A 26,503-nucleotide genomic window follows, 5' to 3' on the forward strand; every position below is an offset into this window, starting at 1 on the left:
TACTCAAGCAAGAGACCGGCGATTTCGATCGACCGCCGACCCGTAAATCCACCATTGAGAGCTTTCTACTATGTCCTCCGAGCCGTCCATCATTCTCGTCGTCGAAGACGATGCCATCGTCCGCATGCTGATCGTCGATGTGCTGGAGGAGCTTGACTTCAAGGTGCTGGAAGCGGATGGCAGCGAAAAGGCCCTGGAGTTTCTCAATGACGAAGACCAGTACATCGACCTGATGATGACCGACGTCGGCCTGCCGGTGATGGATGGCCGTGAACTGGCCACCCAGGCGCGGATGCTGCGCCCCGAACTGCCAATCCTGTTCGCCAGCGGTTACGCCGAAAGCATCGACGTGCCGGCGGGCATGCAGGTGATTGGCAAGCCGTTCTCGATTGATCAATTGCGGGACAAGGTCAAGGGCATGCTGGCCTGACGTTTGCCCACGCGAAACACCCTCTTCGTGGCATTGACCTGTCAAGTCTGACAGTAGATAAAGTTGCCCCACTGGCGTTTGAATAGACCGGCCATTCCCACTCATAAGGAACTGAGTCCATGCCGAGTCGAACCGATCTCTATGCGCGTTATTTGAAGGCCAGTGCATTATTGCTGATGCTTACGGGCTGCCAGTCATCCACTTCCGACAACCCACAACACTGCTTCGAACAGAGCGGGCAGGCGTTCAGCGAAGTGTTGAGCTGTTATTACAAGGCCCAGGCGGCGCAGCCGTTGCGCTACGAAAGCAAGGGTCAGGAACAGGTATCCGGCGTCACCATCCGGAAATTCGAACTGACGTCGCAGTCCTGGGATCAGGGCGGTAAAGTCGCCCCGGCCGACTGGACTCATGGCGTCGACCTGTACATTCCTGACAGTCCCCGCGGCACGCGAGCCGTGCTGGTCGCCAACGATGGGGTCAACCATCCTCCGTCCAAACCGGCTCCTGACGTACCGCCCAATTTTACCCGCCAGACGCTGCTCAACATCGCCCGGCAAACCGGTTCCATCGTCGTGGCGGTCAGCAATGTACCGAACCAGTATTTGACCTACAGCGATGACGGCGTGGAGCGCACAGAAGACGGCAGCGTGGCCCACAGCTGGAAACTGTTCATGCAGGCTCCGGAACAACGTCCCTTCATGTCGGTGCATGTGCCGATGATGGAAGCGCTGGTCAAGGCCATGGACCTGGCGCAAAAGGAAACGCCGCCCGGCCAGCTGAAGAGCTTCCTGGCCACTGGCGCGTCAAAACGCGGTTGGGCGGTATGGCTGGCGGCTCTGACGGACCCGCGCGTCGATAGCATCGTGCCGTTTGTCATCGACGTCTTGAACACCGAAAAAGTCTTCGACCAGACGTTTCTGGCGTACGGCGGCAACTGGCCATTGGCGTACATCGACTACTACCAGCAAGGGGTGATCGCCCAACGCAAGACACCTGCGTTCAAGAAGCTGATGCAAGTCGAAGACCCGATGACTTATCCGCCCGCCTACGCCAGCCGGTTGAGTATTCCCAAGTACATCGTTAATGCCAGTGGCGATGACTTTTTCATTCCGGATGCTTCGCGCCAGTATTTCCCGGAGCTGGAGCAGGACAATGCCAGTGTTCTTCGGGTGATTCCCAATTCCGCCCATGATGTGCGGCCGTTTGTTGAAGAGAACCTGATTGCTTATATCAAGCGGCGGCAGGCCGGCAAGACCACACCGCTGTTAAAAGCACAGGAACAGCGCCTCAGTGCGACGTCGTCCGAGCTGCGACTGACCCTGGCCGAGCTACCGATCAGGTTGACTCGGTGGACGGCCCACAACCCGCTGGCGCGGGACTTCCGGTACAACTGCGGCGTGCGCTACAGCGCGGTGCAGCTGCCCGTCTCAACCAACGTCCAGGCAACCCAGCAGGCGCCAAAAACGGGCTGGAGCGCCGAATTTTTTGAAGCCGAGTTCGCCAATGGCTATGTTGAAACGACCATGGTCAAAATCCTTCCAGACACCAACCCGACTCAGGCGCCACCGGCTGATGAGGCGTTTTGCGGAACACTGCCGGGCACCCCGGGTCAGTAAATCAAGGCACGACAATCCCGACTATTTTACGCGTCGGGATTGTCGCGTTTTAGTTGAACCGGTTTGAAAGTGTGGCGCAATTCCTCGCCCTTAAGGGGCGCTTGCCTTGGCTGTTGAATGCCGACTCTTATGCATTGGCGGTGGCACTGCTGAATCAAAGGTCAACCCATCAAGGGCAGTTCCTCAAAAATCTGCTCGAGATGGAAACCAAATACTCCGCCGCCCACGGTGAACACATCAATGACGCTGTCGTCGTGAATTTGTCTTCGCCTGGCCTGCACTAGGTTGACAGGGCACAAACAAAAGGTTGCCTCCTCGCCATCGGTGGCTCCTGTGTTTTAATTGCGCCCTTTTGCTTCGCCCCCTTACCTGCCGCAAAGGAACCCTGTCCATGAGTCAGCCCACAACCAAAGTCCTGGTCATTGGTTACGTCTGGCCCGAACCCCGCTCTTCGGCGGCCAGTGGGCATGTGATGCAAATTCTCGAGACGTTTTTGCAGGAAGGCTGGGACATCACCTTCAGCAGTCCGGCGGGCGTCGGCGAACATAAAGCCGACCTCAACGCGCTGGGCATTCGTGAATGCCCGATCGAGTTGAATAACAGCAGTTTCGACACTTTTATCAGCGCACTCGCCCCGGATATCGTGCTGTTCGATCAGTTCATGATGGAGGAACAGTTCGGCTGGCGCGTGGAGAAGCACTGCCCGGACGCCTTGCGCGTGCTCGAGACTTCCGACCTGCAAAGCCTTCGTCACGCGCGGCACCAACGGCTCAAGGACCGTTTGAAGGCCAGTGCCGACGAAAACGATTTCAGCGCTCTGTTTGCCCCGGCGCTGCGTGAGGAGTTCGAGTTGATGGCCGGCACTGACCTGGCCAAGCGCGAAATTGCCGCGCTGTATCGCTGCGATCTGAGCCTGATGATTTCTCCGGTGGAAATCGACTTGCTGGTCGAACAATTCAAGCTGCCGCGGGACTTGCTGCACTGGTGTCCCTTGATGCCGTCGCTGCCAACGACGCCTCATACGGCGTTTGAAGAACGGGCGCACTTTCTCAGCATCGGTAACTTCCGCCACGCGCCGAACTGGGATGCGGTGCTTTGGATGAAAACTTCGGTCTGGCCGTTGATCCGTCAACAATTGCCCGGCGCGCAGTTGCATCTTTACGGCGCTTACACGCCTCCCAAAGCCACGGCATTGCACAACCCGGCGCAAGGTTTTCATGTAATGAACTGGGCCGAGGATGCGTTGCAGGTGATGTCCGCCGCGCGGATCTGCCTGGCGCCGCTGCGGTTTGGCGCGGGGATCAAGGGCAAGATTGTCGATGCCATGCTCTGTGGCACGCCGACGATTACCACGCCAATCGGCGCCGAGGGCATGAGCGACGGCCTGCCTTGGCCCGGCGTTATCGGTGAATCCGCCGAAGCGTTGGCCACCGCAGCCGTTGCGCTTTATCAGGACAAGGCTCTCTGGACCGAGGCGCAACACCATGGCGACCGATTGCTCACCGCGCAATACCGTCAGTCAGACCACGGTCCGGCCCTGATTGAGCGCCTGCAAGCCTGCCGTCAAAACCTGGTCGAACGCCGCCGCGACAACTTCACCGGCGCCATGCTTCGGCATCATGCGCACAAAAGTACGCAGTACATGGCGCAGTGGATCGAGGCGAAAAATCGTCACGGTGAGTCGTCCGTTTCCGATTCTCGCGGGTGATTGTTCGCATCAGATAAGTGGCGCAAAGCTATGTTTATGTGGATGTTTCCGTGCATTGAAAAATTCATTTACGGCTTCTAGGCTTTGCTCATGAGTTCAACCGCGCTCCTCACGGATGGGGAGCCGAACCACAGGCAGGAGCCTTGCAACATGCCAAACAACCCTACCTCCAATGTCGACACTCAATGCTGGATGAACAAAGTCCCTGGTATCGACCAACTGAAACTCACCGATCTAATCTGGCCCGGCACCCACAACTCGGGCATGGACAAGAAAGCCCCCAACTACGAAATCGTCGTCGGCAACTGGACGACCTGCCAGAACGATTCGTTCGCCTGGCAACTCGCCAAGGGCGCCCGTGCTTTCGACCTGCGCCTGGGTTATCAGCCTGGTTCGCCCAAGGGCACGTTCTACTTTCATCACAATGGCTACAAATCCCATCGGGTACTGGATGAATTGATCGATGCGGTGAACAGTTTTCTTGATCGCAACCCCGATGAATTCATCATTCTCGACTTCCATCAACTGCTCGATGGCGACCCGCGCTTCGATCACCGCCAATTCAACGATTTGATGAAACAACGCCTCGGCGACCGCGCCATTTCGCCCGATGACGAGGAGAAGACCATTGGCGAACTCAAGGCGGCGAGCAGCAAAAAACGCGTGATTCTTGCAAGCCGCGTCTCGGTAGAACTGGATCTGAACTACTTCTGGGGCACTATCCCCCATCGATGGAGCGGCAGTCGGCTTACCAATGTTACTGAGTTGCGTCAGCATATCGTCCGCACTCTGGATACTCCGAGATCCGGCTCTTACCTATGGTCATTGACCGCCACCAGTTACACGTTCCTCGGCGGGCCAGTGGACATCAAGCAGCACATAAACGACTGGTTTCATTCATCCCGGGATTGGGTGACGCGCTGCTCGATCATCAGTACCGACTTTTTCGACGAATCGCAGATCGTCGGTTATTGCTGGATCGCCAACAGCATGAAGGCGGTGGAGCACAGTCGGTCGCTGGCGTAAACGGCCCGGAAAGAGGCATGATCACGGTGCGATAACAATAAAGCGCGCTGCCATGACCCGGACTGCCAGAGTTACCGATCCTTCCTACGAGTTGATGGACGACCATAACGGGTTGTCCATCATCTATCGCCAGCATGGTTTCCCGTGCCCGTTGGTGCGCTGGCATTTCCACAAGGAATACGAACTGCACTTGATCGTTGCCAGTTCCGGCAAGGTGTTCATCGGTGACTACATCGGTAACTTCTACCCGGAAACGCTGTTCCTGACCGGCCCCAACCTGCCGCACAACTGGATCAGCCAGGTCGCCGAAGACGAAGTGGTGCCCAAGCGCGACATGCTGGTCAACTTCACCGATGAGTTGTTCGACAGTGGCCATCTCGTGTTTGCCGAACTCAAGACCCTGGTGCCGCTGCTGGAGCGCGCGCAGTACGGCATCGAGTTCCGTTGCAAGCGCACCATCCGCCAGGCCATGACACTGATGCAGCGCATCGCCGACACCAAAGGCGTGACCCGGCTCGGGCATTTTCTGATTCTGCTGGAATTGCTCGCGGCTTCTGATGACTATCAGCTGCTGTCGGGAGCGACGACGCCGCAACTGGCGGATGAACACAACGTCGATCGCACCAACCGCGCGGTGGATTACATCTTTGCCCATTACGCCCGGGAACTGCCGCTGGAAGAAGTCGCCGAGCACCTGGGCATGAAGCCGACGTATTTCAGCCGGGTGTTCAAGCAGGCCACCGGGCGCTGTTTCATCGAATTCGTCAATCGCCTGCGAATCAGCAAGTCTTGTGAACTGCTGGCCGATGGCGACAAACCGGTGACCGATGTGTGTTTCGAGTCGGGCTTCAACAATATCTCCAACTTCAACCGGCGATTCCAGCAACTCAAGGGCATGACCCCTTCCCATTACCGCCGGTTGGCGGTGCAGCGGTTGACCGAACAAAACCGCGGTTAAGTTGCTTTTCGTAGGAGCGAGGCTTGCCCGCGAAGGCGGTGTGTCAGACAACACGCCTTCGCGGGCAAGCCTCGCTCCTACAGGGTTCCATCCAAAACCGATACGCATTTCATCGCCGACAATCCCCGAAAAGCCCTACCCCGTACTTTCAGCCCCAAACCCCAGTGCAAAAAAGTATCGATTCAAGTGCGATGGATGATTTGTCACATCCGCATTTGAAGGCTGTAATCAGTGCACATTCTTCCCTCATCCGGAAGACACAAAAACAATAACTGTCCTTCTGTCACCCCTGGGTGCGGAAAAGGAGTGCACGATGCAACCTTCTGTAAAAGCTCTGCTTGCCCTCACCTGCATGACCCTCAGCAGCGTCAGCCTTGGCGCCCAGACCCTGACCATTGCCACCGTCAACAACAGCGACATGATTCGCATGCAAAAGCTCTCGAAAACTTTCGAGACCGAGCATCCGGACATCAAGCTCAATTGGGTGGTGCTCGAAGAAAACGTCCTGCGCCAACGCCTGACCACCGACATTGCAACCCAGGGCGGACAGTTCGATGTGCTGACCATTGGCATGTACGAAGCCGCACTTTGGGGGGCCAAAGGTTGGCTGGAACCGATGAAGGACTTGCCAGCCAGCTACGCCCTCGACGACGTGTTCCCGTCGGTGCGTGAAGGTTTGTCGGTCAAAGGCTCGCTGTATGCCCTGCCGTTCTACGCCGAAAGCTCGATCACCTATTACCGCACCGACCTGTTCAAAGACGCCGGGCTGACCATGCCTGAGCATCCGACCTGGACCCAGATCAGCGAATTCGCCAGCAAACTCACCAACAAGGACAAGGAACAGTACGGCATCTGCCTGCGCGGCAAGGCCGGTTGGGGCGAGAACATGGCGCTGATCACCACCGTCGCCAACTCGTTTGGCGCGCGTTGGTTCGATGAGAAGTGGCAGCCGGAATTCAATGGTCCCGAGTGGAAAAACGCGCTGAACTTCTACGTCAAGACCATGAAGGATTCAGGCCCACCCGGCGCCTCCAGCAACGGTTTCAACGAAAACCTGGCGCTGTTCAACAGCGGCAAATGCGCGATCTGGGTCGATGCCAGCGTCGCCGGTTCGTTCGTGACCGACAAGACCCAAAGCAAGGTCAGCGAGCACGTCGGCTTTACCTATGCGCCGCACGAAACCACTGACAAGGGCTCGGCGTGGTTGTATTCCTGGGCACTGGCGATTCCGACCAGTTCCAAGGCCAAGGACGCAGCGAAAACCTTCAGCGCCTGGGCCACTTCCAAGGAGTACGGCGCACTGGTTGCCGAGAAAGACGGCATTGCCAACGTACCGCCTGGCACCCGGGCCTCGACCTACAGCGATGCGTACATGAAAGCCGCGCCGTTCGCCAAAGTGACCCTCGAGTCGCTGAAAGTCGCCGACCCGAGCAAGCCGAGCATCAAGCCTGTGCCTTACATCGGCATTCAGCTGGTGACCATTCCTGAATTCCAGGGCATCGGTACCCAGGTCGGCAAGTCGTTCTCGGCAGCGCTGATCGGCCAGACCACGGTCGACCAGGCCCTGGCCGCCGCCCAGCAAACCACCGAACGTGAGATGAAGCGCGCCGGTTATCCGAAATAACCCGCGCCCTCTGTAGGAGCGCTTTTTGTGGCGAGGGAGCTTGCTCCCGCTCGGCTGCGAAGCAGTCGCAAAGCTTTTGGGGTCGCTTCGCGACCCAGCGGGAGCAAGCTCCCTCGCCACACAAGCCTCGCTCCTACAGTTGATCTTCATCTGCCTGTTCCCAATCGGTTCTATCGCCATGAATATTTCAACTGCCAAAGCTCAAATGGACATTCCCCAACCGGTGCGTAAAAGCCGGTTGGCCAACCCCGGCTGGTTTCTGGTCAGCCCTTCGGTCGCCATGTTGCTGCTGTGGATGATCGTACCGCTGGGCATGACCCTCTACTTCTCGGTGATCCGCTACAACCTGCTCAACCCCGGTGAGAACGAGTTCGTGGGGCTGGAGAACTTCACCTACTTCCTCACCGACTCGGGCTTCCTGCCCGGCGCCACCAACACGTTGTTGCTGGTGGGCAGCGTGTTGCTGATCAGCGTGGTGTTCGGCGTGTTGATCAGTGCGCTGCTGGAGGCCAGTGAGTTTCTCGGTCGCGGCATCGTCCGGGTCATGCTGATCTCGCCGTTCTTCATCATGCCCACCGTCGGCGCGCTGATCTGGAAGAACCTGATTTTCCATCCGGTGTCGGGGATTCTCGCCTACGTCTGGAAGCTGTTCGGTGCGCAACCGGTGGACTGGCTGGCCCACTACCCGCTGCTGTCGATCATCATCATTGTCTCGTGGCAATGGCTGCCCTTCGCGATCCTGATCCTGATGACCGCCATGCAGTCGCTGGACCAGGAACAGAAAGAAGCCGCGCGCCTCGACGGTGCCGGCCCGGTCGCGATCTTCTGGCACCTGACCCTGCCGCACCTGGCGCGGCCGATTGCCGTGGTGGTGATGATTGAAACGATCTTCCTGCTCTCGGTGTTTGCCGAAATCTTCACCACCACCAACGGTGGCCCCGGCTATGCGTCGACCAACCTCGCCTACCTGATCTACAACCAGGCGCTGGTGCAGTTCGACGTCGGCATGGCGTCCGCCGGCGGTTTGATCGCGGTGGTGATTGCCAACGTCGCGGCCATCGTGCTGGTGCGCATGATCGGCAAAAACCTGACAGACAAAGCCTGAGGCCTGCGCCATGACTCTTCAACAATCCCGCCGTCTGCAAAGCCTGCTGCTCGGCACCCTGGCCTGGGCCATCGCGATCCTGATCTTCTTCCCGATCTTCTGGATGGTGCTGACCAGTTTCAAAACCGAAATCGACGCGTTCGCCACGCCGCCGCAATTCATCTTCACCCCGACGCTGGAAAACTATCTGCACATTAATGAGCGCAGCGACTACTTCAGCTTCGCCTGGAACTCGGTGGTGATTTCCTTCAGCGCCACGGCTCTTTGCCTATTGATTGCGGTCCCAGCGGCTTACTCGATGGCGTTCTACGAAACCAAACGCACCAAAGGCACGCTGCTGTGGATGCTCTCCACCAAGATGCTGCCGCCGGTGGGCGTGCTGATGCCGATCTACCTGCTGGCCAAGAGCTTTGGCCTGCTCGACACGCGTATCGCCCTGATCATCATCTACACGCTGATCAACCTGCCGATCGTGGTCTGGATGATTTACACCTACTTCAAGGACATTCCAAAAGACATCCTCGAAGCCGCACGCCTGGATGGTGCAACGCTGTGGCAGGAAATGGTCCGGGTGCTGCTGCCGATTGCCAAGGGCGGTTTGGCGTCCACAGTGCTGCTGTCGCTGATCCTGTGCTGGAACGAAGCGTTCTGGTCGCTGAACCTGACCTCGTCCAAAGCCGCACCGCTGACCGCGTTGATCGCCTCGTACTCAAGCCCCGAAGGTCTGTTCTGGGCCAAGTTGTCGGCCGTGTCGACCCTGGCCTGTGCGCCGATCCTGATCTTCGGCTGGATCAGCCAGAAACAACTGGTCCGCGGCCTGTCGTTCGGCGCTGTGAAATAGCCCCCAAGAATTCGCATAAAGGAGCGCCATCATGGCCAACCTGAAAATCAAGAATCTGCAAAAAGGCTTCGAAGGCTTTTCCATCATCAAGGGCATCGACCTGGAAGTGAACGACAAAGAATTCGTGGTGTTCGTCGGTCCGTCGGGCTGCGGCAAGTCCACCCTGCTGCGCCTGATCGCCGGCCTGGAAGAAGTCAGCGGCGGCACCATCGAGCTCGATGGCCGCGACATCACCGAAGTCAGCCCGGCCAAGCGCGACCTGGCGATGGTGTTCCAGACCTACGCCCTGTACCCCCACATGACCGTGAAAAAGAACATGTCGTTCGCCCTCGACCTGGCCGGCGTACCAAAGGCCGAAGTCGAGAAGAAAGTCGGCGAAGCGGCGCGCATCCTCGAACTCGGGCCGATGCTCGAACGCAAGCCGAAGCAACTGTCCGGTGGCCAGCGCCAGCGGGTAGCAATCGGTCGCGCCATCGTGCGTAACCCGAAAATCTTCCTCTTTGACGAACCGCTGTCCAACCTCGATGCCGCCCTGCGCGTACAGATGCGCCTGGAGTTGTTGCGCCTGCACAAAGAACTCAAAGCCACGATGATTTACGTGACCCACGACCAGGTCGAAGCCATGACCATGGCCGACAAAGTCGTGGTGCTCAACGGTGGCAAAGTTGAACAAGTCGGCTCGCCGCTGGACCTGTATCACCAGCCGGCCAACCTGTTTGTCGCCGGTTTCCTCGGCACGCCGAAGATGGGCTTCCTCAAGGGCAAGGTTACCCGCGTCGAAAGCCAGAACGTCGAAGTCCTGCTGGACGCCGGCACCCGCATCACCCTGCCATTGAGCGGCGCCAACCTGAGCGTCGGTGGCGCGGTGACTTTGGGGATTCGCCCGGAACACCTGAACCTGGCGCAAACCGGCGACTGCACACTGCAAGTGACCGCCGACGTCAGCGAACGCCTGGGCAGCGACACCTTCTGCCACGTCGTGACCTCCTCCGGCGAAGCGCTGACCATGCGCGTGCGCGGCGACCTGGCCAGCCGTTATGGCGAGTCGCTGAGCCTGCACCTGGACGCCGAACACTGCCATTTATTCGATGCCGACGGCGTGGCGTTAACCCGCCCACTGCGCGCCGCTGCCTGACGAGACTATGCGATGAAACTGAATAAACAGAACCTCAATCGCCTCGCGCCTGAGGTGGCACTGCCCGCCTACGCCCTGAGCGATACACGTCAAGGCATCGCCCACATCGGCGTCGGCGGTTTCCACCGGGCGCATCAGGCGTATTACACCGATGCGCTGATGAACACCGGTGAAGGCCTGGACTGGGCGATTTGCGGGGTCGGCCTGCGGGCCGAGGACCGTCGCGCCCGTGACGATCTAAAGGAACAGGATTTTCTGTTCACTTTGTTTGAACTGGGCGACAACGCTGACGCCGAAGTCCGGGTCATCGGCGCGATTCGCGAGATGTTGCTGGCCGAAGACAGCGCCGAGGCGTTGATCGACAAACTCGCCAACCCCGAGATCCGCATCGTCTCGCTGACCATCACCGAGGGCGGCTACTGCATCGACGACAGCAACGGCGAGTTCATGGCGCACCTGCCGCTGATCCAGCACGACCTGGCGCACCCGAACGCACCGAAAACCGTGTTCGGTTTTCTCTGCGCCGCGTTGGCCAAACGTCGCGCCGCCGGTACGCCCGCGTTCACCTTGATGTCCTGCGATAACCTGCCGCACAACGGCGCGGTGGCCCGCAAGGCACTGCTGGCCTTTGCTGCGCTGCGCGATGCCGATCTGCGGGACTGGATCGACCAGAACGTCAGCTTCCCGAACGCCATGGTTGATCGCATCACGCCGATGACCAGCACCGAGCACAAGCTGCAATTGCACGACAAAACCGCGATCGACGACGCCTGGCCGGTGGTCTGCGAACCGTTTGTGCAATGGGTGCTGGAAGACAAGTTCGTCAACGGTCGTCCGGCCTGGGAAAAGGTCGGCGTGCAGTTCACCAACGACGTCACGCCTTACGAAGAAATGAAAATCAAGCTGCTCAACGGCAGTCACCTGGCCCTGACTTACCTGGGGTTCTTGAAGGGTTATCGCTTCGTCCACGAAACCATGAACGATCCGCTGTTTGTGCGTTACATGCGGGCGTATATGGATCTGGATGTCACGCCGCAACTGGCTTCGGTGCCGGGGATTGACCTGACGGAATACAAAAACACCCTGGTGGCGCGGTTTTCCAATCAGGCGATTGCCGATCAACTGGAGCGGGTGTGTTCGGACGGTTCGTCGAAGTTTCCGAAATTCACTGTACCGACGATAAATCGGTTGATCGCTGACGGCCAGGAGACCAAGCGTGCGGCGCTCGTCGTGGCGGCCTGGGCCTTGTATTTGAAGGGCGTGGATGAGAACGGTGATACCTACTCGATTCCCGATCCAAGGGCGACGTTCTGTCAGGCGCTGGTGGCTGATGATGTGTTGATCACCCAGCGGTTGTTGGAGGTCGAGGAGATCTTTGGTACAGCGATCCCGCGTTCGGCGGAGTTTGTCGCGGCGTTTGAGTGGTGCTGTAACAGCTTGCGGGAAGTAGGGGTTACGCGAACCCTTGAAAAAATACTCGCCGCCTGATCGTTCCCACGCTCTGCGTGGGAATGCAGCCCGGGACGCTCCGCGTCCCATCCAGAAGCGGACGCAGAGCGTCCATTGAGGCATTCCCACGCAAAGCGTGGGAACGATCTTCGGTAGGGTCATGACATGGCAAACCAACAACTATTCCTCGGCATCGACTGCGGCACCCAAGGCACCAAAGCCATCATCCTCGATGCCGTCAGCGGTCAGGTGCTGGGCCAGGGCGCCGCCGCTCACACGATGATCAGCGGCGCCAATGGCCGCCGCGAGCAAGACACCAATCAATGGCTGGACGCCTTCGCCCTCGCCACCCGCCGCGCCTTGCTCGCCGCGAATGTTGACGGTCAGGACATCCTCGGCATCGGCGTCTCCGGCCAGCAACACGGACTGGTGCTGCTCGACGATCAAGGCCAGGTCCTGCGCCCGGCCAAGCTCTGGTGCGACACCGAATCCACCGCGGAAAACGACCGTCTGCTGACGCATCTGGGCGGCGAAAAAGGCTCACTGGAACGCCTCGGCATTGTCATTGCGCCGGGCTACACCGTGTCCAAACTGCTCTGGACCAAAGAACAACACCCGACGATTTTTGCCCGCATCGCGCGCATCCTGCTGCCCCACGACTTCCTCAACTATTGGCTCACCGGCCGCAGTTGCAGCGAATACGGCGATGCCTCGGGCACCGGTTATTTCAACGTGCGCACCCGCCAGTGGGATTTGCAACTGCTGCGCGACATCGACCCCACCGGGCGCCTGCAAGCAGCGCTGCCGGAGCTGATCGACGCGCATCAGCCGGTCGGCACCATCCTGCCGAGCATCGCCGAACACCTGGGCATCAACCCGCAGGCGCTGGTGTCCAGCGGCGGCGGCGACAACATGATGGGCGCCATCGGCACCGGCAACATCAAGCCCGGGGCGATCACCATGAGCCTCGGCTCCTCCGGCACGGTCTACGCCTATGCCGAACAGCCCAAAGTCAGCCCGGACGCCTCGGTCGCCACGTTCTGCTCCTCCAGCGGCGGCTGGCTCCCGCTGATCTGCACCATGAACCTGACCAACGCCACCGGAGTGATTCGCGAGTTGTTCGAGCTGGATATCGAACGCTTCAATGATCTGGTCGAACAGGCGCCGATTGGTGCGGACGGCGTGTGCATGTTGCCGTTCCTCAACGGCGAACGCGTCCCCGCCCTGCCCCACGCCACCGGCAGCCTGCACGGCCTGACCATGACCAACCTGACCCAGGCCAACCTGTGCCGCGCCGCCGTCGAAGGCACAACCTTCGGTTTGCGTTACGGACTGGACCTGCTGCGGCAAAATGGCTTACAAAGCCGCAGCATTTGCTTGATCGGCGGCGGTTCGAAAAGCGCGGTGTGGCGACAGATCGTCGCCGACATCATGAACACTCCGGTGATCTGCACCGAACAAAGCGAAGCGGCGGCCCTCGGCGCGGCCATTCAAGCGGCGTGGTGCAAGTCCTGGTCTAACGGCCACGAAAGCACCCTGGCGGATTTGTGCGAGCGCTGCGTGAAACTCGACCTGGCCAGCGAAACCCTGCCGGTCGCCGACAACGTAGCGGCGGCCCAGTACGCTTACGAACGCTATCAACAACACGTCGCAACCCTTTAAAGAGCGAACAATTTTATGTATCTGGTGTGTGGCGAAGCGCTGTTCGATTTCTTCAGCGAAGACGATGCCAACGGTCTGGCTTCCAAAGTGAATTTCAAGGCGATTGCCGGCGGTTCGCCGTTCAACGTGGCGGTGGGTCTGCGCCGTTTGGGCGTGGATTCGGCGTTGTTTGCCGGGTTGTCCACCGACTACCTCGGTCGCCGCTTGCAGCAAGTGCTGCAGGACGAAGGCATACGCCCGGATTACCTGGTGGATTTCGCCGCACCGACCACCCTGGCGATGGTCGCGGTCGGCGCCAACGGCTCGCCCCACTACAGCTTCCGCGGTGAAGGGTGCGCGGATCGGCAATTGCGCCTGGAGCATCTGCCGGAACTCGGACCTGAAGTGCGCGGTTTGCACATCGGTTCGTACTCGCTGGTGGTGCAGCCGATTGCCGATACGCTGCTGGCATTGGTCGGTCGCGAAAGCGGCAGACGCCTGATCAGCCTTGATCCGAATGTGCGCTTGAATCCGGAGCCGAACATCGACCTGTGGCGTTCGCGGATCGCCGAACTGGTGGAGTTGGCCGACCTGATCAAGGTCAGCGATGAAGACTTGAGCCTGCTGTACCCCGAGCAGGATCCGCAGCGGGTGATCGAGGGCTGGTTGCAGCATCGTTGCCAGTTGGTGTTCCTGACCCGGGGTGGCGAAGGCGCGACGGTGTTCAGTCGGGCCCATGGTTCGTGGTCGGTGCCGGCCAGTACGGTGAAGATTGCCGATACGGTCGGGGCTGGCGATACCTTCCAGGCCGCGTTGATTACCTGGTTGACCGAGCATCAGCTGGACTCAGTGGACGGTGTGCAGCGGCTGAGTCGGGAGCAGATTGACGGGATGTTGAAGTTTGCGGTGCAGGCAGCAGCGCTAACGTGCAGCAAGACCGGGCCGGATTTGCCGTATCGCCAGCAGTTAACCTGACCGATAGCTCCCACGCTCGATCGCTCCCACGCTCCGCGTGGGAATGCAGCCCGGGACGCTCCGCGTCCCATCAACCGCCGAACGCGGAGCGTCCGTTGAGGCATTCCCACGCAGAGCGTGGGAACGATCAAAACACCGCCACCCCACGTCCTGTGTAAACTATCGCCCTTTTTATACGCATGACGGGAAGACGGGCTTTTGAACTCAAGGCAGACCGCTGGACTTTTGTTACTCACGACTGTGCTGGCCGGTTGCGGCACCTCGCCACCCCGCTCCCCCAACGATATCTGCGAGATCTTCCGGGAAAAGAGCGACTGGTACGACGCTGCGCAAGTCACGCAAAAACGCTGGGGCGTGCCGATCCAGGTGCCCTTCGCGATCATGTATCAAGAGTCTGGCTATCGTTACGACGCCAAGACGCCGCGCAAATACCTGCTGTGGATCATCCCGTGGGGCCGTGTGTCGACGGCATCAGGCTACGCCCAGGCCAAAGATGAAGTCTGGTCCGACTATCAGAAAAGCACAGGCAGAGGTGGGGCCGACCGCGAGGATTTCGATGACGCCATCGACTTTGTCGGTTGGTACATGGACAAGACCGCCAGCATCAACGGCGTCTACAAATACGACGCCTACGGGCAGTACCTCAACTATCACGAAGGCTGGGGTGGCTATCGTCAGAAAACCTACGCCAGTAAAGCGTGGTTGGTGGCCACGGCCGGCAAGGTTCAGGGCCGATCCGACATGTATGCGCAGCAGTACGCCGGGTGTAAAAACGATCTGAATCGAGGGTTCTGGAGCCGATTCTGGCATTGGCTTTAAACCCCGTGGCATCTGCCGCAGGCTGCGATCTTGCTTTTTTAAGATCAAAAGATCGCAGCCTTCGGCGGCTCCTACAAAGGCCTACCGTCACAAAGCCGAAAAGTTGTAGCTCACAATCAGCCGCGTCTCATCCACATCCCGGGCAAACTGCTCGTAATTGGTCCGGTACGTCGCATTGCGCAGCCGCAAACTCACGTCCTTGAATGTCCCGCTCTGCACCACGTACTTCAACTCGCTGTCGCGCTCCCACTCCTTCCCGTCCTGATCGCTGCCCAGCACTTTAATGTGATCGCCATTCACATAGCGGGTCAGGAAACTCAGCCCGTTAATACCAATCGCCTTGAAATCATAGTCATACCGCAACTGCCACGAACGCTCTTGCGCGGCGGCGAAGTCGTTGACCTGCACGTAGTTGACCAGGTACGGGTTAGTGCCATCCAGATACGGCATCGAGTTATCGCCGTTCATGCGCTGCCAACCGGCACTGAAGGTATGGCCACTCAACGCATAGGACAGCATGCCGCTCAGGGCGCGGTTGTCGATGGAGCCGGCACGGGCGGCGCCGCTGTCGGCACTTTTCAGTAGCCGTAGATCTGCTTTCAGTACGCCGTCGCCCAGTGGCTGGTTGGCCAACACACCCACGAAGTGCTGGCGGTAGATGTCCTCCAGTTCCGCGTAATGGTATTGGGCGGTCAGGCGTTCGTTGATCTTGTAGTCGAAGCCGTACATGTCGAAATGGTCAGCGGTGACATTGCAGGCGTAACGCTTGTTCTTGCAGTGCACGCGGATGTCTTGCGAATCGGTCGAATCCCGGGCGGTGTACTTGTCCAGCCGCGCAGCCATAAAGGTCAGGTCCTTCACCTCTTTGGACGTGAGCATCGCGCCGTTGAACAGGGTCGGCAGCAGACGGCCATCGTTGTACTTGAGCAGCGGCAGATCCGGCAGCAACGCGCCGTACTTCAACACGCTGTGCGATACCCGCATTTTGGCGGTCAAGCCGAGCTTGGCGTACTGGTCCTTCGAACCGCGCGGGTTCTCGCCGGACGACGGCAGCAAACCGCTGTTGCTGCTGTCGGCGCTGGAATCGAGTTTGAGCCCGAGCATGCCCAGTGCATCAATGCCGAAACCGACGGTGCCCTCGGTGTAACCCGATTGCAGATTGAGAATGAAACCTTGCGCCGACTCTTCACGCTTGGACGCGCCCTGGTCGTTGCTGGTGTGCCCATCACGGAAGTCGCGGTTGAAATACACCGTGCGCGATTCGATTTTCGCCGTGGTGTCGTCGATAAAACCGCTGGCTTGAACCGGCGCGGTAAAACCGGCGCACAGGACTAAAGCGCCGAAGCCGAATGACTGGCGGGCCGTGATGAGAGGAAATGGGGGACGCATGAAAAAAAGCTCCAACAGTGCAGCGTTTGCGCAAGGCGCAATAAGCCAGAAAATAGCTTCCGCCCTGAACCGGTGACGGGCCAGAGTGAAGTGAACACACGGGGGTGAGCGGCAATGATGGCACAAGGCTTTTACGTACTGAAGGCGACTTTAGTCTGAAACTGACTGGCAGTTCTTCAGTTGGAGCCCCCTCCTGTTGGAACCGGGTAGGTCCAAATCCCCGGATTCATTGACCTAAACCCTGCACATAGGGGATGTCCCTACCCCCGAGCACGGCATTTGCGCCTTGAACGGGGCCGGCTAATCCTGCACCATCCGCCCCAGCTTATTCAAAGGACGGAATTCAAGGCATGCTGGACGCGAACGCAACCCATATTTCCCTCACGCTGGAAGGTGTTTCCACCGACCTTCAAGTGCTCAGTTTCGTCGGTCGCGAAGCCCTCAACCAACCGTTCTGTTTCGACATCGAACTGGTCAGCGCCCGCCCCGACCTCAAACTCGAAGAGCTGCTGCACAAGCCCGGCTGCCTGACCTTCGGCGCCACCGGCAAAGGCATCATCCACGGCCAGGTCTACCGCATCGAGCAAGGCGACTCCGGCAAAAAACTCACGCGCTACAGCGTCAGCCTGGTGCCGCAACTTGCCTACCTGCGGCACAACCATGACCAGCAAATCTTCCAGCACCTGACGGTGCCGAAGATCATCGCCCAGGTCCTCGAAGCGCGCGGCATTCTGGCCGATGCCTACAGCTTCCAGCTCGGCGCGATCTACCCCGAACGCGACTACTGCGTGCAGTACGACGAATCCGACCTGCATTTCATCCAGCGCCTGTGCGAAGAAGAAGGCATTCACTTCCACTTCCAGCACTCCGCCAGCGGCCACAAACTGGTGTTCGGCGATGACCAGACGGTGTTCCGCAAACTCGCGCCCGTGAGCTACCAGCAAGACTCCGGCATGGCCGCCGAAAAACCGGTGATCAAGCGCTTCAACCTGCGCCTGGAAACCCGCACCACCCGCGTCAGCCGCCGGGACTACGACTTCGAAAAACCACGCATCCTCCCTGAAGGCAGCGCCAAAAGCACCTTCGCCCCGGACCTCGAAGACTACGACTACCCCGGCCGCTTCACCGACCGCGAACGCGGCAAGCAACTGGCGACCCGCGCCCTTGAGCGTCATCGCAGCGACTACAAACTCGCCGAAGGCAAAAGCGACGAGCCGACCCTGGTCAGCGGCCACTTCCTGGCCCTGAGCGAACACCCGCGCGCCGAATGGAACGACCTCTGGCTGCTGCTGGAAGTCGTCCACGAAGGCAAACAACCGCAAGTGCTCGGCGAAAACACCACCAGCGACGTCACCGACAACAAGGACGACTTCCACCAAGGCTACCGCAACCGCTTCCTCGCCACCCCGTGGGACGCGCACTTCCGCCCGGCCCTCGAACACCCGAAAGCCAAAATCCTCGGCAGCCAGACCGCCATCGTCACCGGCCCCAAGGGCGAAGAAATCCACACCGACCAATACGGCCGGGTCAAAGTCCAGTTCCACTGGGACCGCGACGGCCAGGCCGACGACAACACCACCTGCTGGCTACGCGTCGCCACCGGCTGGGCCGGCAACGCCTACGGCGGCATCGCCATCCCGCGCATCGGCATGGAAGTGCTGGTCTCGTTCATGGAAGGCGACCCGGACCAACCACTGGTCACCGGCTGCCTGTACCACAAGGAAAACGTCGTCCCCTACGACCTGCCGGCCAACAAAACCCGCAGCACCTTCAAGACCCTCAGCTCACCGGGCGGCAAGGGCTACAACGAATTCCGCATCGAAGACAAGAAAGGTGCAGAACAGATCTACCTGCACGCCCAGCGGGATTGGGATGAAAACATCGAGCACGACCAGAAAATTCGCGTCGGCAACGAGCGCCACGACACGGTCGAAGCCAATGTTCTCAGCGAATTCAAGGTCGAAGAACACCGCATCACCCACCTGGATCGCAAGACCGAATCCCGGGCGAATGATCACCTCACGGTTGGCGTGACCCAGCATGTGAAGGTGGGGACGGCGTTGTTTGTCGAGGCTGGGCAGGAGATTCACTACAACGCTGGGGAAAAGGTAGTGGTTGAGGGTGGCATGGAGCTGACGGCGAAGGCTGGCGGGAGCTTTGTGAAGGTGGATGCGGGGGGTGTGACGATTAGTGGCGCCAATGTGAAGGTTAACTCCGGTGGTGGGCCGGGTTCCGGCACGGGGATCCAGATTCTCGACCCTGTCATCCCTTGGGCCGCCGCCAGGGACAAGCCCGGCGCCCCGCTCGTCCCGGCCGCCGTGCAAATGGCCATGGCCAAAGCCGCCCGCGCGGCTGGCGATATCCGCTGCCCGATTTGCGAAGCCTGCCGCGAAGGCAAGTGCGACCTGGGGGCGACAGCATGAGCGACGTACTCAATCATTGGCTGGACGAACAAGCCCGGCTCAATCGTGTGTTGATCCTGGCCCTCGACAGCCTCGCCGAACCCAACCCGGTCACCCCACTGTACAGCGCCGGCCTGATGCAGCGCTCGGTGCAGCTCTATCGCGGCACCCAGTACGTTGAATTCGCCCCCATCAGCCCATGGCTGGCCGAACTGCCCAACTCCAGCGCCGATGCCTTCCGCCAACTGCTGGACGACCCACAGCGCAACTGGGGCTGGATCGGGAGCATGGAACAATCCGACCTCGATGGCCTGACCCAACACTGGCGCGCGCGGATGATCATCAACGAAGATGGTGAGCGCTCTCTGTTCCGCTTCCAGGACAACCGCGTGATTGCGCGCTGCCTCGCCAACCTGAGCGAAACCGAGCGGCCGTTGTTGTTAGGTCCGATCAGCAGCGTGCTGTATTGGGACGAGGAGCAATGGAAAACCGCCGATAACTCCCGCCCCGGCCTGTACCCGGTACCCAACCCGGCGCCATGGCTGCGCATCCCCAACTCACCGGAACGCGGCCGCGCCATCCTGCGCGAAAACGTAAAGCGCTGGCTGCTCGTGCACCACGTCGAAGCCGCCGCCAAACTCTCCGAAACCCGCAACGTTCGCGAATGGCTGGAAGAACAGCTGGACCTGCTCGACACCTGGAAATGGAACACCCCGGAACAACGCGAATTCATGCTCAGCTTGAGACTTGACCCCAAATGCGCGGACGACGTGGCCTGGCAGCCATTGCCAAGTGAAACGCCAGAGCAGCATTTTGAGCGGACCCAGCGGGTTTTTGATGCGAGTTTGGGTAAGTCGGAGCGTGAGTGAAGTTAAGACGCCAGGCGCAGCTAAACATCTGCTGATTCCAGCGATGAAAGACCGGCCGTTGGCGATAACTGGGTGAAGTTTCCCGCAGGTTGGAAGCGATGTATGGGGGAAAGCCTCGAAGACGCTTTTGCGTTTTGTAATGGAAATACGACCGACTTCAAGCCCTTCAAAATGCCGGATGGACGTGATTGCGACGTCTATCCCAACTGCACCGAACAAGGACAATAAAATGTTTTCTCGAGACTTTTTCACTGGACTTGTTCGAGTAGTGGCCATCGGTTTAGGAACGATTGGAGCTACAGGATGCGCCGTCGCACAACAGGATAGCTTCACGCTGATCACAGAGCTGCCACCTGGGTTCGGTATTAAAGGCGAAGCCTCTTACGTGCCTCGCATGGGAGAGAACTGTACGGTCCCTCCTCGCAGTGGAAAAAACTATCCTGGCAAACAGTTTTTTGAGCAGGAGCTTAATGATGAGGCGCAGACAGCACACTTCGAAGTCCCCCTGACAAGTAATGAAGGAGGTTGCCCTTTAGTACTGAAAAGCTTTGGATATGAAGTCGACGCAAAGTACGGAGCAGCCCGACTCAATCTAGGTCGGGATTTCACAGGAATTTCGTTTGAAGATGGAAACGCAGAAACGCTAACGCCTCCTTCACCCACAATACGTTATAAACAATGCGAATGGTTGTTCCGTACAGTAGGAACCAATCGTTACATCGCTAAAATCCTGAAATGTAAGTCTGCAGCAACTCCGGAACAAGCAAATGGCACCGTTGCGGAAGGTCCGTTGCAACGCGCTCAACTCGCAGGAAAGACAATAAAAGTTGTGTTCTCAGTTGCTAAGGAAGAACAACCCTATATGGGAGATACGTGGGTTAAATTTCCCGAAGGCTGGAAGCGGTGCATGGGCAAGAGCCTCGATGACCCTTACGCGTTTTGTCGGGGCAACACTACAGACTTCAAGCCCTTTAAAATGCCCGATGGACGTGAGTGCACCATCTACCCCAACTGTACTGAATAAGGATATTTTTTATGGAGCCAAAGGCGCCTTGCGAACCACTCTTAAGTGACAAATCACAAGCTTGTCCATTGCGGGGTGACTGGATCAGTTTTCAAGTAGTAGATGAGTCCGGCGATGGCCAACCTTATGCGGGGCTCTCCTATATCCTTCAGGGTGATGCGAATCAAACGTACTCTGGGACGTTGGACGCTAATGGGACGGCAAAAATCCTCAATAGTTATCAAGGGTCTGTAGTACTACAAATCGACGCCCCTTACACCGGACCTGAGGATTTATACAGTGCCCTTTCACAACGAAAAAGTTATCCGCTTCCTATAACCGAGCTTCAGGTAAGAGCGGAAAAAAGCCGTTTTGTTCGCAAAGATGGTTTACGAGTAGAAAAAAACCCGGCAAGGGAAAAAGCAGATCAGTTCTTTCACGTAGAAGTGAGAGATCTAGTAAAAAATTTCGCGCACTTACCTCCAGGCTCTCCGCGAAAATCGCCGCCGAACTTCAGTTTGCTTAAAGTTATGGGTGACTTAGGATTCGGACCAGAAGAGTCAGAACTCTACGGAATCAGTTTGCTGCCCAACAAACATACTGTTCTTGAAGTTCGGCCCCTACGTGCTTTTCGCCCTATGCTTTCAAAAGATAATGAATTCAGCGCCTTGAATTTGTATCAGCTTTCTTTGTTTGCCAGTCATAGCTATTGCGGTTTTGGTCAAGCACCAACCAATCAGCCAACCGACACTGTTAGATTTCCTCTCGAACCGAGCGTCGGCTACTATTTTGGAAATGCACTCGCCAGCTTCAATGAAGTTTGGAAAATCAACCCGACTCAAACAACTCCTTACTACCCTCTTTATGAGGACGTGCCGTACTCGAAACGCTTCGAAATCCTGCCGTTCGATCCGACACTCTATGAAAAAAACAAACCGGAACTAGGCGAAGAACAGGAACACCCCGCCAAATGGCATTTTTTTGATGATGGTAAAGCAAAAGACGGCACTGAAACTCAGGCATTTATCACTCATCAGGACGAAGTCGTTCTGATTTCTGTCCGCGGAACCCAAGAACCCATGGACTTTGTACGAGACACCGATGCGGAACAAGTTCCATTTGAAGAAGGAATAGGTAAAGCGCACCAGGGCTTCTACAAAGCCTATAAGGCAATTAGTAAGTTTGTTCAGGTTTATCTCGATCAGTTCCACATGGGGCAAAAGATCATTATTTGTGGGCATAGTCTGGGCGGGGCAATCGCAACGTTGCTCGCAGAGGCATTACGGCGCAGTCCAAATGGGTACGACATACTGCTTTACACCTACGGTTCCCCGCGAGCAGGAGACGCCGATTTCGTAGCGGGCGCCGAAACACTTGCCCACCACCGCATGGTCAACAACAACGACCCGATCCCAAGTGTTCCTGCGCCATGGATGAACACTCGTAAAAGTATCTGGGTCCCCGGCTTAGTCCTCAGTTTTGTTACCGCTCCGTTAGGCGCACTGATTTTCGCCATTGGTCTCTCAAGAACCGGTGGCGCGGCCTATGAACACCACGGAAAGTTGCATCACTTCATGCCTGTCCACTTTAAAGGAAGTGAGCAATCCGCTGTGCTCTGGGATCCGGGTTGTGAGTCCATCGAAGAAGCGGCTTGCACCAAGGCAATAAAAAAATTCGGGGACATGCCCGACCGCGATGCATTTGTGCTTCAAATGTTCCAGATGGGCGATCACTTTATGGTGCCCTCCTATATTCCCTATGCCTGGGCAACATTGCGTCGCTGGCAGCAAACTCAGGAAAGAGGAACCACGGTGGTTACCAAAACTGAATACGATCAGGTTTACCTCCAACTACAAGAAATGCAGGATCGCTTGAAGTCGAAAGAGGTCGAGCTTAATTCCACCTTCTCATCTGATCGTCGGCAATATCAGCAAGAAGCGAATGTATTGAGAGCGGAAATAGGACGTCTGGATACAGCCCGCGGACGAATCCATGCCCTGAGCTTCCTCAAAGTGGGGCCAGAGCAAATATACGGCTCGGCCACACAGGCGCCGGAACATGAACTCAATGTGGAACGCTGGATGGCGAAAAAAGAAAACAAAGTCGAAGTCCAACTCGCCATGATTCCTCAAGCGGGCAGCAGCCAAATGAGGACAGCGTAGTTTTCAACGCCCCATAAACGAGTCAGTGTCCTCAGAGGGCTGGCTCGTTTAACCGTTGCAGTGAGCATCTAATGAGTAACGATTTTTTTCCATACTGCATCAAATCTGCATTTTTTCTTGCGCTTCCGCTGATGGGCGCCTGCAGTTTGGCGGGGCAGATTGCCAAGGATTCTGCCGCGGATGCAACCAGTTATTACAGCAGTGAACACTTCACGCTTGTCACGAGTATTCCACCGAACTTCGGTTTCAGCTCCAAAGCACAGTATTTTCCTCGGGCCGGACAAACATGCAGTGTCTACGTATCTGCTTTGGGTGGCGAGGTCACAAGGCATCAGCAAAAAACAGATAGGACCGACGCAAAGACCATTGAGCAAACAGTTCGCTTCGAGATACCTCTTGAGTTCCATATTGCTGGATGCACCATGGACTTGATGCGGGTCAACACCGAACTTGAAGGACGATATGGTCCCAGTTCTCTCGATATAGGTGGCGACGGTGGCGGAATATCTATCCGAAATATTGACGATCAACGCAGACCAGAACCAACTGAAGAACCGAGATTTCGCGGCATTTGCACGTGGATGTTTCAACTAAGTGTCGCAAGAATCCAAAAAGATGGCATATCCAAAATCCTGTCCTGCGATGCAGTAGACGAAAGGTGGAACGTATCAGAAGATCGTTACGAACGAGGCAAACCCGGCGGCGCCTTAAATCGTAGCGATCTAGCCGGGAAAGTCGTTCATCTTGAATTGCGTCAGTCACCCGATGAAACTCCGGCATCCGACGCCAAATGGCAAAAGTTCCCGAACGGCTGGAAACCCTGCTTGGGCAAAGGTATTGAAGACCCCTACGGCTTCTGTCGAGGGAATACGAAGGACTTCAGGACCTTCAGGATGAATGGGCGTACATGTACTATTTATCCTGGCTGTACCGATTAAGGCACTCATACAACCGCAAGAAGCAATCTATTGCAGGATTGAGACATAACATCTATGAACGTACGACAACATCTATTCAGTAAAAAACACTATGAAAATTTCCTCCGCGAACACGACGAAGTCATAGAGTTCTTCAAAAGCAATACATTTAAATCTGACTCGATCGAGGAGGAAGCCTCTCTTCGTGCAAGTTACTTTAAAACCCTGGCACGTGACAGGTTATTCGCCGCCTATACCGGCGGAGAGGACATAGCCTCTCTTATTCCTCTGCTTGAGGATGTGATTGCAAAGTACGAAGTACGCCAGAAAACATTGGCAATATATGAGGAATCCCCGGATATCTCGCCTTTAGCGATGGATGACTGGGCTTATCAATTTGAAGAAGGCGCTCAGGTCATCAGCCTGTGCATTCTGTTACACCGCACCGACCTGCTCCCTCGATTCGTCAGGCTCATGGACAATGCGGGCTATGCAGGTTTCGACACGCTTTACGAAGACTTGCTGAAGAAGGTTCTACCTGGCCGGCACGATGTCGACCAGTGGTATCACGACGTCTATACGCCTCTTATTCAATCAATCTACGTCGACAGTAAAGAAGAGGCTTCTGAGCTGCTTCAACAGTACTGCGAGCAATGGTATTGCGCCTTCGAACATGCCCCGTGGCATGACACCCACCATCAAGGAGAGGATGGAAACTACGTCGGTTACTGGGCGTTGGAAGCAGGCGCCATCGCCTTTTTATACGATATAGACGACAGCAAAATCGATCACATGGTATATCCGAAAGATTTGGTCGAATACGCCAGAAACCATAAAACAACTGCTGATCCCTTACATGGTCGTCATGAATAAACGACAAGAATTCCTCACTGAGACCCGATACGCGAACTTCCTGGCTTACAGCGAAGAGACCAAAATTTTCTGGAAGACCCACACATTCGAGTCGGACTCTCCCGAACAAGAAGCGTCCCTCAGGGCTGCTCACTTCAAAAGTGTGGTGCGAAGAAAACTATTTATTTCCTATACAGCGGGAGAGGAAATCCATTCGCTGGTGCCATTGCTTGAAGAATTGATATCAGCCTACGAAGAGCGTCAGAGAAAACTTTCGATCTACGAGGGGGTAATCAACATCTCGCCCCTTGCCATTGATGACTGGCCAGATGAATTTGAAGAATGCGTACAAGTCTTTAGCCTGTGCATCCTGCTCAACAGAACGGACTTGCTCAAACGATTTGCCAAGCTTGTAGACGATGCAAATTACAAGGGTGAGGACACGCTCTACGAAGACTTGCTGCGCAAACGGCTACCCGACCGAGAGGATGTCGATGAGTGGTACCACGATGTCTACACTCCTTTAATCGAAGCTATCTATGCAGATGAAAAAGCCGAGGCGTCTCAGTTACTAACGGATTACTGTGAACAATGGTACGCGGCATTTAGCCACGCTCCTTGGCACGATTCGCACTTGAATGGGGACGAAGGCAGCTATGTAGGATATTGGGCTATTGAAGCTGCTGCAGTTGCTTACTTATACGACATTGATGATAGTAAAGTCGAGCACATGGTTTATCCGAAAGCTTTAGTCGACTATGCCAGAAGCCACAACCCCACTTTAAACCAAAGTAAAGACACATGACAAAAAGACAACAATTCCTTACCGAGCAGAGATACGATAATTTTTTAGACAATTATAAAGAGTCGTTTATATTTTGGCAGGACAAGCTGTTTCAAGCCGACTCTCCCGAGCAAGAAAAATCTTTACGAGCCAGGCATTTTCAAACGCTTTATCTGAACAATATTTTAATGCGTTATACCGCTGGAGAAGAGATCTTCAACTTGCCACCTCTGCTGGAGGAGTTGGTAGATAGCTATGAGGTGCTGCAACAAAAGCTAGCTCAGTATGAACAGATAGAAAACATCACGCCGCTGACAATTGATGACTGGATTGACGAGTACCAGGAATGTTTGCAGGTGATCAGTCTGTGTATCCTTCTGCATCGGCGAGACTTACTAAAGCGATTCGTTTTGCTGATAGATAATGCCGGTTATGCAGGCACGGATACGCTTTATGAAGATCTGCTAATCAAGATTCTTCCCGACCGTGAAGATATCGATCAGTGGTATCACGACGCTTACACCCCGCTAATTCAAGCGATTTACGTCGAAGATAAAAACAACGCACCCGAACTATTGAAAAAATACTGTGAAAATTGGTATTCGTCCTTTGATCAAGCCCCTTGGTATGATTCGCACAAGGATGGCGACGAAGGCAGTTACGTTGGCTACTGGGCGTTGGAAGCGGGAGCCATTGCGTTTCTGTACGACATCGACGACAGCAACATTGACCCTATGGTGTATCCAAAAGCGTTGGTTGAATTCGCCAGAAACCACATCCCCCCTATCGCGTAGCATC

The 26,503-nt window shown here is 56.8% G+C and carries 23 protein-coding genes and 1 pseudogene; 23 read left to right on the forward strand and 1 reads right to left on the reverse strand.

What is annotated here, in order from left to right:
* Window positions 1–70: 70 nt before the first annotated feature.
* The 14 genes from HKK53_RS04900 to HKK53_RS04965 all read left to right on the forward strand — a co-directional run bounded on the left by HKK53_RS04900 (window position 71) and on the right by HKK53_RS04965 (window position 15,327).
* A complete protein-coding gene (locus HKK53_RS04900; RefSeq protein WP_169369797.1) occupies window positions 71–430 on the forward strand; it encodes a response regulator in 360 nt (119 codons plus the stop codon).
* A 119-nt stretch (window positions 431–549) separates the two neighbouring features.
* The gene (locus HKK53_RS04905; protein WP_169369798.1) at window positions 550–2,046 is read left to right on the forward strand and encodes a PhoPQ-activated protein PqaA family protein; all 1,497 of its coding nucleotides are present in this window, start codon (window positions 550–552) and stop codon (window positions 2,044–2,046) included.
* A 71-nt stretch (window positions 2,047–2,117) separates the two neighbouring features.
* Window positions 2,118–2,330: a hypothetical protein gene (locus tag HKK53_RS04910; protein WP_169369799.1), complete on the forward strand. Its 213-nt coding sequence runs from the start codon at window positions 2,118–2,120 to the stop codon at window positions 2,328–2,330.
* Window positions 2,331–2,437: 107 nt separating this feature from the next.
* Window positions 2,438–3,754 (forward strand): glycosyltransferase, encoded by a 1,317-nt coding sequence (locus HKK53_RS04915; protein ID WP_169369800.1) that lies wholly within the window; start codon window positions 2,438–2,440, stop codon window positions 3,752–3,754.
* Between the two features lie 150 nt (window positions 3,755–3,904).
* Window positions 3,905–4,780, forward strand: a complete 876-nt coding sequence (locus tag HKK53_RS04920; protein WP_169369801.1) for a phosphatidylinositol-specific phospholipase C domain-containing protein — start codon at window positions 3,905–3,907, stop codon at window positions 4,778–4,780.
* Window positions 4,781–4,832: 52 nt separating this feature from the next.
* A complete protein-coding gene (locus HKK53_RS04925) occupies window positions 4,833–5,738 on the forward strand; it encodes an AraC family transcriptional regulator (RefSeq protein WP_169369802.1) in 906 nt (301 codons plus the stop codon).
* A gap of 313 nt (window positions 5,739–6,051) precedes the next feature.
* Window positions 6,052–7,362 (forward strand): ABC transporter substrate-binding protein, encoded by a 1,311-nt coding sequence (locus tag HKK53_RS04930; protein WP_169369803.1) that lies wholly within the window; start codon window positions 6,052–6,054, stop codon window positions 7,360–7,362.
* A gap of 205 nt (window positions 7,363–7,567) precedes the next feature.
* A complete protein-coding gene (locus tag HKK53_RS04935; RefSeq protein WP_237150793.1) occupies window positions 7,568–8,467 on the forward strand; it encodes a carbohydrate ABC transporter permease in 900 nt (299 codons plus the stop codon).
* 10 nt (window positions 8,468–8,477) lie between these two features.
* Window positions 8,478–9,308: a carbohydrate ABC transporter permease gene (locus HKK53_RS04940; RefSeq protein ID WP_169369805.1), complete on the forward strand. Its 831-nt coding sequence runs from the start codon at window positions 8,478–8,480 to the stop codon at window positions 9,306–9,308.
* Between the two features lie 31 nt (window positions 9,309–9,339).
* The gene (locus HKK53_RS04945; RefSeq protein ID WP_169369806.1) at window positions 9,340–10,443 is read left to right on the forward strand and encodes an ABC transporter ATP-binding protein; all 1,104 of its coding nucleotides are present in this window, start codon (window positions 9,340–9,342) and stop codon (window positions 10,441–10,443) included.
* Between the two features lie 12 nt (window positions 10,444–10,455).
* Window positions 10,456–11,931, forward strand: a complete 1,476-nt coding sequence (locus tag HKK53_RS04950; protein ID WP_169369807.1) for a mannitol dehydrogenase family protein — start codon at window positions 10,456–10,458, stop codon at window positions 11,929–11,931.
* Between the two features lie 126 nt (window positions 11,932–12,057).
* Window positions 12,058–13,554: a xylulokinase gene (gene xylB, locus HKK53_RS04955; protein WP_169369808.1), complete on the forward strand. Its 1,497-nt coding sequence runs from the start codon at window positions 12,058–12,060 to the stop codon at window positions 13,552–13,554.
* Between the two features lie 15 nt (window positions 13,555–13,569).
* Entirely contained in the window at window positions 13,570–14,508 is a 939-nt protein-coding gene (locus HKK53_RS04960; RefSeq protein ID WP_169369809.1) for a carbohydrate kinase family protein, read from the forward strand.
* Between the two features lie 198 nt (window positions 14,509–14,706).
* Entirely contained in the window at window positions 14,707–15,327 is a 621-nt protein-coding gene (locus HKK53_RS04965; RefSeq protein ID WP_169369810.1) for a transglycosylase SLT domain-containing protein, read from the forward strand.
* A gap of 87 nt (window positions 15,328–15,414) precedes the next feature.
* Here the strand turns inward: HKK53_RS04965 and HKK53_RS04970 are convergent, their stop codons facing one another.
* Window positions 15,415–16,716, reverse strand: coding sequence for an OprD family porin (locus HKK53_RS04970; RefSeq protein ID WP_169369811.1), 1,302 nt, complete (start codon window positions 16,714–16,716; stop codon window positions 15,415–15,417).
* Window positions 16,717–17,066: 350 nt separating this feature from the next.
* On the opposite strand from HKK53_RS04970, the gene HKK53_RS04975 reads away from it, so the two are divergent.
* The 9 genes and pseudogenes from HKK53_RS04975 to HKK53_RS05010 all read left to right on the forward strand — a co-directional run bounded on the left by HKK53_RS04975 (window position 17,067) and on the right by HKK53_RS05010 (window position 26,499).
* Complete coding sequence (locus HKK53_RS04975) at window positions 17,067–19,139, forward strand: type VI secretion system Vgr family protein (protein ID WP_169369812.1); 2,073 nt, start codon at window positions 17,067–17,069, stop codon at window positions 19,137–19,139.
* A complete protein-coding gene (locus HKK53_RS04980; RefSeq protein WP_169369813.1) occupies window positions 19,136–19,987 on the forward strand; it encodes a DUF4123 domain-containing protein in 852 nt (283 codons plus the stop codon). The genes HKK53_RS04975 and HKK53_RS04980 overlap by 4 nt, the downstream gene beginning before the upstream one ends.
* 36 nt (window positions 19,988–20,023) lie before the next feature.
* A pseudogene (locus tag HKK53_RS32530) lies at window positions 20,024–20,215 on the forward strand (hypothetical protein); the annotation flags it as partial.
* Window position 20,216: 1 nt separating this feature from the next.
* Window positions 20,217–21,011 carry a hypothetical protein gene (locus HKK53_RS04985; RefSeq protein WP_169369814.1) on the forward strand — a complete coding sequence of 265 codons (795 nt, stop codon included), beginning with the start codon at window positions 20,217–20,219 and terminating at the stop codon, window positions 21,009–21,011.
* 11 nt (window positions 21,012–21,022) lie between these two features.
* Window positions 21,023–23,152, forward strand: coding sequence for a lipase family protein (locus HKK53_RS04990; protein WP_169369815.1), 2,130 nt, complete (start codon window positions 21,023–21,025; stop codon window positions 23,150–23,152).
* 71 nt (window positions 23,153–23,223) lie between these two features.
* The gene (locus tag HKK53_RS04995) at window positions 23,224–24,090 is read left to right on the forward strand and encodes a hypothetical protein (protein WP_169369816.1); all 867 of its coding nucleotides are present in this window, start codon (window positions 23,224–23,226) and stop codon (window positions 24,088–24,090) included.
* 54 nt (window positions 24,091–24,144) lie between these two features.
* On the forward strand, window positions 24,145–24,942 hold the full coding sequence (locus HKK53_RS05000; RefSeq protein WP_169369817.1) for a PoNe immunity protein domain-containing protein: 798 nt from the start codon (window positions 24,145–24,147) through the stop codon (window positions 24,940–24,942).
* On the forward strand, window positions 24,935–25,726 hold the full coding sequence (locus HKK53_RS05005; protein ID WP_169369818.1) for a PoNe immunity protein domain-containing protein: 792 nt from the start codon (window positions 24,935–24,937) through the stop codon (window positions 25,724–25,726). The genes HKK53_RS05000 and HKK53_RS05005 overlap by 8 nt, the downstream gene beginning before the upstream one ends.
* Entirely contained in the window at window positions 25,723–26,499 is a 777-nt protein-coding gene (locus HKK53_RS05010) for a PoNe immunity protein domain-containing protein (protein WP_169369819.1), read from the forward strand. Before HKK53_RS05005 ends, HKK53_RS05010 begins: the two co-directional genes overlap by 4 nt.
* The last annotated feature ends 4 nt before the right edge of the window (window positions 26,500–26,503 follow it).

The organism is Pseudomonas sp. ADAK7 (assembly GCF_012935675.1).
GTDB lineage: Bacteria > Pseudomonadota > Gammaproteobacteria > Pseudomonadales > Pseudomonadaceae > Aquipseudomonas.